Source organism: Candidatus Electrothrix sp. (assembly GCF_052785085.1).
On the sequence record NZ_JALAAI010000142.1, the window covers coordinates 1 to 8929 of the forward strand.

The 8929-nt window shown below is 40.9% G+C and carries 8 protein-coding genes; all 8 read left to right on the plus strand.

Going from position 1 to position 8929, the window contains the following annotated elements; genetic code table 11:
* Window positions 1-181: 181 nt before the first annotated feature.
* The 8 genes from L2082_RS16805 (at window position 182) to L2082_RS16840 (ending at window position 8746) form a co-directional block, all read left to right on the plus strand.
* Window positions 182-946 (plus strand): class I SAM-dependent methyltransferase, encoded by a 765-nt coding sequence (locus L2082_RS16805; protein ID WP_446011998.1) that lies wholly within the window; start codon window positions 182-184, stop codon window positions 944-946.
* Between the two features lie 253 nt (window positions 947-1199).
* On the plus strand, window positions 1200-2288 hold the full coding sequence (locus L2082_RS16810) for a glycosyltransferase (RefSeq protein WP_446011999.1): 1089 nt from the start codon (window positions 1200-1202) through the stop codon (window positions 2286-2288).
* A gap of 15 nt (window positions 2289-2303) precedes the next feature.
* A complete protein-coding gene (locus tag L2082_RS16815) occupies window positions 2304-3539 on the plus strand; it encodes a hypothetical protein (RefSeq protein WP_446012000.1) in 1236 nt (411 codons plus the stop codon).
* 19 nt (window positions 3540-3558) lie between these two features.
* Window positions 3559-4509, plus strand: a complete 951-nt coding sequence (locus L2082_RS16820; protein ID WP_446012001.1) for an FkbM family methyltransferase — start codon at window positions 3559-3561, stop codon at window positions 4507-4509.
* Window positions 4510-4585: 76 nt separating this feature from the next.
* On the plus strand, window positions 4586-5434 hold the full coding sequence (locus tag L2082_RS16825) for an FkbM family methyltransferase (RefSeq protein ID WP_446012002.1): 849 nt from the start codon (window positions 4586-4588) through the stop codon (window positions 5432-5434).
* 54 nt (window positions 5435-5488) lie between these two features.
* Window positions 5489-6295, plus strand: a complete 807-nt coding sequence (locus L2082_RS16830; protein WP_446012003.1) for a glycosyltransferase family 2 protein — start codon at window positions 5489-5491, stop codon at window positions 6293-6295.
* 358 nt (window positions 6296-6653) lie between these two features.
* Window positions 6654-7727, plus strand: coding sequence for a class I SAM-dependent methyltransferase (locus tag L2082_RS16835; RefSeq protein WP_446012004.1), 1074 nt, complete (start codon window positions 6654-6656; stop codon window positions 7725-7727).
* Complete coding sequence (locus tag L2082_RS16840) at window positions 7724-8746, plus strand: glycosyltransferase (RefSeq protein WP_446012005.1); 1023 nt, start codon at window positions 7724-7726, stop codon at window positions 8744-8746. The genes L2082_RS16835 and L2082_RS16840 overlap by 4 nt, the downstream gene beginning before the upstream one ends.
* Window positions 8747-8929 lie beyond the last annotated feature (183 nt).

The following is an 8929-nucleotide window of genomic DNA, read 5'->3' on the forward strand; positions in this document are numbered from 1 at the left end:
AATCACAGGAATCGGTTTAAAACTCATATCCGTTCCGCTAAACAATCACAGAAGCAGTTAAACAAGCTCAAGGAACAGTGGTATAAGCTTGCTGCCTGAAGCTACTGTGCGAGTTTTGCGGTATTGCGAAAATTGCCTTATTTTCAACCTTGACACATTAAACTATCAAGAGATAAGCATTGTGAAATATACAAGAGAGTTAAACAAAATACGATACTTCGGATTCAAATTCAAATGTCCATTGTGTAATTCAAATTTGAGAAAGCTATTTCCTTTTGGCTATAATTTTAGTGTATTACAAGAAAAAAAGGTTATCGGAGGTGGGTATAGATTAAATGTCATATGCCCCGTTTGCAATTCTACTGATAGAGAGAGGCTTGTATATCTTTATTTAAAACATAAAACAAATATCTTTTTAAAAGAAGTAAAGGTTTTACATGTAGCACCAGAAATGGAATTATGTAGAATTATTAAAATTCACAACAATATTGATTACTTAACTACTGATATTAGCGGCATAAATGTAATGAAAAAAATGGACATCACAAATATTGATTTTCCAGATGAAACATTTGATGTCATTATTTGTAATCATGTTTTGGAGCACATAGAAGATGACGGAAAGGCAATGACAGAACTACACAGAGTATTAAAGAACGAGGGTTGGGGAATTCTTCAGGTTCCAATTTCTGGAATACTTGAAAAAACGTATGAGGATTTTACAGTAACCTCACCATCAGATAGAGAGATTAAATTCGGTCAATCTGATCATGTAAGAATATATGCACTTGATTATAAAAGTAGACTTGAAAGCCATGGATTTACAGTTAATAAATTCAATTGGGAGAATGAAAATATTTTTAATGTTGGCAGTAACAAATTTGGCCTTTTGCCTTCAGAAAACTTATTTGTTGTTACTAAGAATTGTTCTATAGAAAATCTATAAATTTTCAACTGACTAGGACAATTTTGAATTGCACAATCGGCTATCGCCCCGGTATACATAAATGCAAACGCGTCAATTTTATAACGCATTGAAAACGCTCTTGCTTATTTTTCGACATATACTCCGAACGGTCAAATTTTCCGATTTTGGAGCGCCGAATTGTAGCTTGGCACGTCCAACCACTCTAAATCGAAAATCCGAAAACGTGACCGCGCAAAGTATATGTGTAGATGTTACATACTAGGACTATACAATGAACACCATCCTCCTTATTTCCCCCGAACCTTGGCAAGCCCACACAGTGAGCAAGCACCATTACGCACTCACCCTTGCCAAACAAGGATTCACCGTCTACTTCCTAAACCCTTTTGATAACAGTAAACAACAAACAGAAACAACCAAAATACAAGAAAACCTTTACACCATTACTTCAGCACAAATTGCCAGTGGTTTACGCTATTACCCAGCCTTGTTACGAAATTGTCTTGAAAGACGTTGGCTAAAGAAACTAGAAAATGAAATTGGATACACCATAGACACCATATGGCTATTTGAAAACTCACGCTTTTTTGATATGCGCTTTGCAGGGCAGCGTTTAAAGATCTACCACCAGGTTGATTTGAATCAAGATTTCAACCCCGAAGTTGCGGCGTCCACGGCGGATATTTGTTTTTGTACCACGGATTTCATCAAAGAGCGACTAATTCCATATAATCCAAAGACATATAAAATTCATCATGGCTTGGCTGCTGTTGAAAAGCCAGAAGCCTTGACGAATAGCCAATTAAATAGATTTACCTCGAATTATCCTCATGCAGTGTACATTGGTAATTTGGACATGCTGTATCTGGATGCGGAGTTACTTGCTGATATAGCTCGGCAGTTTCCCCAAGTACAATTCCATTTTGTCGGTGGATACCGAGAAGACGGAAGGCTCCGGCAATTGGCAGGTAATCTGCCTAATGCCAACTGGTGGGGTAAAGTAAAAAGTAATTTAATCCTTCCGATTCTTGAACGGGCGGATATTATGCTAGTGACGTATCAAGCAGCACGGTATAGAGACCAGGCAAGTCCACACAAGTTCATGGAATACCTAGCCAGTGGTAAAACCATTGTGACTACCTATACCGATGAATACAAAAATAAGCGCCATTTACTAGAAATGGTGGACGACTCGCAAGATTACTTAGCGGTATTTAAAAAAGTTTTAAACAACCTTTCGTATTATAATAGCGAGGAAAAACAGGCTGAGCGCAGGGCATTTGCCTTGGAAAACACATATGATAAGCAGCTTGATAAAATATTTGCGCTTTTGCAACAACATCAACTTATGACCGACTGACAGCGATACTTTTTCATGGACAAACCAAAGACAGTCGTGATTTTTCTTTACAATCGTTTTTTCGATGCCCTGATTCAGGGTAACTTCTGGTTATACATCAACGATTACCTGCAAAATCCCGACAACGATATCCGCTTTCATGTGGTGACTTATGAAGACAGTCGCTTTCCCTTGAGCGACGAGCAAAAACGCATTGTTGAAAGCTGGAAAGCGCAAGGGCTTGAATGGACGCAACTCACCTGGCATCCCGGTACCGGTATCCGTAGTAAACTAAAAGACATCTGGGCGGGTTTGCTGGCCGTGACGACACTACGCGCCAAGGGCTATCGCCATATTGTCACCCTGGGTTCGGTCGCGGGTACGTATGCCTATCTTTATGCGCGGTTATTGGGGATGCGGTTGTTTTTGTATCAGTTTGAACCGCACAGCGAATATGCCATTGACAACGGCATGTGGGCCGAGGACAGTTTGGTATACAAAATTTCCCATGCCCTGGAATATCGTGCTGCCCGCTACGCCACGGCCATTGCTTCCGGTACGCGCTTTATGCGCCAACGAGTTGAAGAAACTTGGCAGGTCAAAGGCAAGTTTTTTAAAATCGCCACCGTGGCCAATGACCGTAAATTTACCTTTAATCAGCATGAGCGTGATGCCATGCGTGCTAAGCTGGGTTTAAATGACGACCAGTGGGTGTTGTTTTATCCTGGCAAATTTGGTAGCCTGTATTATTATGAAGAAACCGCCTGGATGTACCGTTGGTTGCGTGAATTAGAACCGCGCTTACACTTTTTAATCGTCACCCCGCATGAAGATGAAGAAGTGCTGGCGATGTTTGACAAAGCAGGTGTCGAACGCGGTACCTATACCATTTGTCATAGTGATTATGCCGATATTCATCACTATTACTTTGCGGCGGATTTCGCCGTTATCGCCGTACCGCCCGGCCCATCCAAGCAGTTTATTTCCAACATCAAAGTCGGTGAATATTTGTGCGCAGGCTTGCCTTTTTTGATTACGAAGGGCGTATCTGAAGATTATCTGGTCGCCGAAGAACTGGGTGTCGGCGTCGTAGTAGAGGATTTTAAAGAAGAGTACGTTAAGGCAGCTTGGCCTTCTATAAAGCGCTTTTTGGAAATGGAACCGGAGGCGCGTCGCAAACATTGTCGGGAAGTAGGGTTAGATTATCGGGGGTTTGATAGTTTGAATCCGGTGTTTAAGCAGGCGATGGGGCAATTGACCGAAGCACGATAACATCGGAAACCAAGAGAAAATGCATCAAAAATTATCACAAATGCGCGAATTTTTAAAGAGAATCCCAGGGGCTGTCTCAAGTGTTAGATTTGCACGTCAAATAAAGTCTTCACTAGTCAGCGCGATTTGCCGACTCTACCTCTCACGTCTTAAATCAATGTATTGGCGTCGTCACCACTTTGACGAACTAGACTCAACTTATGCTTTAAGCAACCACGCAAATGAAAATTATGTCGTCCAAACCACAGACAAAATTATCGGCAGATTGCTTTATTCTCGAGGATATTTTGATTTTCAAAAGTTTGAACGGGCTATGCAGATTATTGATACAGAACGTGGGGGGCGAAAACCACAACTGCTTTTTGATGTCGGAGCGAATATTGGCCCAATATGTATCCCTGCGGTTACTAGAGGCTATGTAAAACGGGCAATTGCATTTGAGCCTGACCCACAAAATTTTCGCCTGTTACGGATTAACACGATATTGAATGATGTCGAGAACCTCATAGAATGCCATGAGATCGCTTTAGGCGCAGAGAATGGGATTGCACAATTGAGTCTCAATGCAGAAAATCATGGGGATCACAAGATATTTACAGGACAAGAGAATTCCTCTGCACAAACTATTTCCGTACCCGTTCACCGTTTTGACGATTTTCTTCCTGATGATGAAAATATCGAAGGTATTATTTGGATTGATGTGCAGGGCTTTGAAGCAGATGTACTTTCTGGAGCCACAAAGTCACTTGGAAAAGTGTGGCCGCTCGTCTTCGAATTTACTCCGCAAGACCTAAAAGCAAATGGTACTTTTGAACACCTCATTAATTTTATAAGCGAGAGTGGTTATTCAAAATACTGTGACCTAGAAAGTCGTTCTATATTTCTCACGCCTATTACCCAAAAAAACCTTTTTGAACTGGCGTTATCGCTAGAAAAAAACAATGCTTTTACTGATATTTTATTGTTATGAAACTTTAACTCAAAATTATATGCCGCGACGAAATAGATTATAGATATTATTTCTGCATTCAGGAACCCTGGCGATTATGAATTTTTTACTAAACAAATTTAGAATCCTTCTAGCAAAAGCCAATATTGCAGTAACAAAACAAGAAACGTTTGATCGCCTTATTTACAGCGAACAACAATTGCTACGCTATCAAGCCTTCTTATCTTTCACAGAGCATTTGGAAGATAACTATTTGAAGCAAGCCTTAGCACTGCTTCCCCAATCCAAAGCCGAAATATTTCAAGATATTTTCGTTGCTTTGGTTCTTAAGGAAAAAGAAAAAGGGTTCTTCGTCGAGTTCGGGGCTACTGATGGCATTTCCGGTAACAATACCTGGATATTCGAAAAAAAATTGTTATGGGATGGTCTTCTTGCAGAACCCGCAAGGGTCTGGCATGAACGACTTGCACAGAATCGAACATGTACTATCGTTCATGATTGTGTCTGGAGAGAAAGTGGACAAACTCTGGACTTTTGGGAGGCCATTGACGCAGGATTTTCGACATTGGGTGATTATGCTGAAAGAGACCGTCATGCACAGCGTAGAAAGGGGGCAAAAAGTTATGTTGTTCAGACAATATCCCTCCACGATTTGCTAAAACGTGCCAATGCCCCCAAAAAGATCGACTATCTTAGTATTGATACAGAAGGTAGTGAGTACGATATTTTATCCAAGTTTCCTTTTGAAGAATGGGAAATTTCAATAATGACAATTGAGCATAATTTCCGCCCAGAGCGTGATGCAATGCATAGCTTACTTCGCTCAAAAGGCTTTGTACGGGTTGTGACTAATATTTCACAATTCGATGACTGGTATGTTATTGAACATCTTGCAAACAATGTTTTCAAAACTTTCAAACAAAGTAATACTAAGGTATCAGCATAATGGAAACTCAAATAATTCCATGTGGTTCTTTGGTTGAGGTATAATTAACAAGTTATGCGCATTATTTCACTATCCATAATCCCCCCAAGGTTTCCATTTTTAAAAGCATCACTGGAAACACTGCTAGCACAACGTGCAGCAGACGAGATTCGTCTATATATTCCCAGAAAATATCGACGTTTTCCTGACTATGATGGAAGCTTGCCAGAAGTTCCAAAAGGTGTAATCATTTGCCAAATTGATGAAGATTATGGCCCCGCCACTAAGGTTTTACCGGCCAGTCGAGATTTCCGAGGTCAAGATGTGCAAATTCTATTTTGCGATGATGACGGTCTATTTCCACCAGGGTGGGCGAAACGGCTTTTCGATATTCAAGCCAAAAGAAAGTCTCAAGCAATCGCTACGTTAGGTCGCCGCGTAACGAAAGACGCTCCTAAACCCGGTTGGCCTTGTGCGCGACAAATACTGCACAAACATGATTTACAGTATAGATTTGGGCGATTTTTAGAAAAAAATGTTGGCTTTGATAAACCGCTTTTCAGGCCCATTATTATTCCCGGTTATGTGGATATATTGTTTGGCGTTTGTGGCGTGGTGGTGAGACCGGAGTTTTTTGATGATGAAGCGTTTAATATTCCCGATGAAGCCTGGTTTGTCGATGATTTCTGGTTATCAGCGCAACTAGCGCGCAACGGCGTCCGAATATATTGCCCTTGGCGCTTACCTTGTCCAAGGTCGAGTGAAGCCGGTGCTCAAGAGGCACTTTTAGACCTGGAACTTGCCGGAGCCGGGAGACAGGCGCTCAATCAAAAAGCCACTGTTTTTTGTCAGAAGAAATATGGAATTTGGGGGGAAGCCTAAGCCTGTCGAATTTTAACCATTTGAATTAAAAATGGTTTCCCGGTTTTTGGATAGGGTATTGACAAGGGTAAGCCAGTGAAAATCAGCGATTTACCCGGATCAAATTTTCTAAAAGTGGGAAATTAAAATGCTCGAAAAATGCGGTTTTTCGACAGGCTGGGTGATCCCTGGGCTGTCGAAATTCTGGCATCCAGTATCCGCCTGGATACCCTGCTTTCATGCTCTGCTGGACAGTATTGTCACGATTATTTCGGTATCTTGAAATGACATGAACTCTACAACCCGATTTGGTAGATTAAGATTCAGTCTGATCTGTAAGTTCAAAAAGTCGTCTTTCATAAAATCGGGGCAATTCAATATGAAACTTTTTAGAAAAACCAAGGTAAAAAAAATGGATTACAAAAAGCATTGGCCTGAAAATGGACTGGAAGTAGTAGCGAAATGTCCTTGGTGTCATTCAAATAAAAGCCAAGTATTGTATGAAGGTCTTTCTGATATTGTTTTCGGAACAGCTCCAGGCGTATGGACTTTTTTGCAATGTAAAGAATGTGCGTCTGGTTATTTAAGTCCAAGACCAACGCTAGATACTATACACCTTGCTTATCGTCAATATTACACTCATGCAGCGAGTTTTGAACGTGGAAGCTCTGGCATCAAAGGTCTGCTAAAGTATTTTAGGTTAGCTTTGGTCAACGGGTATAGGAATAAAATTTATAACTCTCACTTTTCACCGTCTATTCGAGCTGGCTTCTATCTGACACGCCTTCGAACTCGTACTACAAGAATCATTGAAGACGACTTGCGTTATATTCCACCAATCCTAATGGGAACCACACCAAAAATTTTAGATATCGGGTGTGGGAATTTGGGATTTCTCAGATTGGTTTCTCAAGGTGGTTGGCAAGCTTTTGGGTGTGATCTTGACCCTGAGATAAAAAATTTAATTACCGAAACTGATTCAATTGATTTACGTGTTGGTTCTAGTGAAGTTTTTCTTGAAGAAGCCGGTAGTTTCGATGTCATTACTCTATCGCACGTCATTGAGCATATCCACGATCCAATCGCTGAGCTGGAGAGAATTTTTATCCTATTGCGTCCAGGTGGATTTTTGTATATTGACGCTCCAAACATCGAGTCATTTGGGCATCATTTTTGGTCACGATACTGGCTTGGCTTAGATGCACCACGTCACTTGAGTTTACCAACAAGCAAAGTACTGTCGGAAGCACTTATCCGCCTAGGCTTCATTGACATCAAGTTTATAGAGCGCCCAGGGATATGGGGTTCAATTTCAGTGAAAAGCGCTCGTCTGGAGTTGGGTAAAGCATACAATGATCCGTCTTCTGACCATGCGCTGCGAATGCCAAAAACGCCCCCATTCGGGCTGAGAGGTTCCGAATTCCTGACGCTTACTGCTGTAAAGCCGGTATGACATTAAAAGTTTCTATTGCGATGGCCACTTATAATGGTGGTGACTATCTTGCGGCTCAGCTTGAAAGCCTTACGAAGCAAGAATTTCTTCCTTGCGAGCTTGTGGTTTGCGATGATCAATCAAATGACAATACGGTTGCAATATTAGAAAGTTTTTCGAAATCGGCGCCATTTCCCGTTCTAATAACTAGAAACGAAAAAAATATTGGGGCTATCGAAAATTTTTTTAAAGCGGCAAAAAAATGCTCGGGGGAATGGATATGTTTCTGTGACCAGGATGACGTTTGGCTTCCAAATAAGATTTCCAGTGCTGTAGATGAAATTTCGAGACATCCAAACATAAATCTAGTTTTGCAAAGCGCCTATCTTGTAGATAAAAACTTGATTTCATCAGGTGTAGTATTCCCCGCATGCGAAAAGTACGGATATTTTGAAAATAATCAATTAGGCCTTTTGTTTGAGTGGCATGGGTTTCTTCAAACAGTACGGGCAGATATATTCCATATGTGCGACTACAATATGCGACCTTTAAATCGATATCGATCCTTCAATAAACAGTCGCATGATCAATGGACTTGTATGATCGCCAATGCCATTGGTGGAGTCTCTATCCTCAGTGAGGTAAGCGCTCTTTACCGGCGCCATCCACAAACTGTGACAGGAGATTACGACAATACAAAAGAAAGTTTTGTAGATATGTTTAAGAGACGTCCAGCTTTGGAAGAACTTTATTGGGAAGCCAAAATTTGTACAGAATATGCCTCGTACCTTTCGTCGCAAGTAGACTCTGTTATTTGCGTTGAACATGTGGTCGGAATAGAAAAAGCAATTAAAGATTATACAGCGCGTGCGAACATATTAAGAGCACGTTCAGAGCTGTATGAATCAGGTGATGCTTATTCCCGCCTATGTAAACTTTTTAAGCTTGGCCAGCTACGTGCATATTCGGGAAGGTCTCGTATAACTATTGGAGTAAAAGGGTTTCTCAGAGATGCAATTTTGCAGTTATACCACCCTTAGCAATATATGTTATTACTACCACGCAACCTCCGTCAATTTAACAAGTCGCTGAAGTACAGCAATTCAGCTCGTAAAAAAACACCTAAACATTCAAGCGGGATAACTTAATTACCGAAATTTTTTTTTCCAGCTATTTTCGACTTGACGATTGTCTATTTGTTTGGTGAGATGAAAAAATCAAAC